Annotated in this window: 2 tRNA genes; both read right to left on the reverse strand. The window is 44.7% G+C overall.

The annotated features are described in order from the left end of the window. Positions 1–366: 366 nt before the first annotated feature. Positions 367–442 (reverse strand) — tRNA-Ala (locus JWJ90_RS22885). A gap of 30 nt (positions 443–472) precedes the next feature. Next, positions 473–550, reverse strand: a tRNA-Ile gene (locus JWJ90_RS22890). Positions 551–589: the final 39 nt, after the last annotated feature.

Below are 589 nucleotides of genomic sequence, written 5' to 3' on the forward strand. Positions count from 1 at the left end.
CTCCTAGTGCCAAGGCATCCGCCGTCAGCCCTTAGTAGCTTAACCATAAGTCTTTTATAAACTAAGTTATAACTCTAAACGCTTAATTCTGTAATACACCGACTGTTATCGTGCACAAAGCCTAAGCCTTGCAAGCACCAATCGGGTTTACGATTTAGATACCCTGCTATTCAATTGTCAAAGATCTTCAAATGTTCTCATGCACGCCATCTTCGGTCATTTAAAACACATCGCAGAGCTTACTCTAGCGATGGGTCTTAAATGACCAAATCTGTCGTACCTGAAACCATTTGTATATTTAAAAGTTTAAAAGAAGATGATGAACATCAAAGATGTTCGTCATCTTGTCTTAGACTTCTAAAAGACTGGTGGAGGTGAACGGGATCGAACCGATGACCTCCTGCGTGCAAGGCAGGCGCTCTCCCAGCTGAGCTACACCCCCAACCCTTACAAAAAAAACAAAAACTCTGCTTGGTGGGCCTAGGTGGACTTGAACCACCGACCTCACGCTTATCAGGCGTGCGCTCTAACCAAGCTGAGCTATAGGCCCAATGCCCTTGATCTCTCAAAACTGAACAGTATAGAGCGG

It is taken from the genome of Desulfobulbus rhabdoformis, assembly GCF_016919065.1.
GTDB lineage: Bacteria > Desulfobacterota > Desulfobulbia > Desulfobulbales > Desulfobulbaceae > Desulfobulbus > Desulfobulbus rhabdoformis.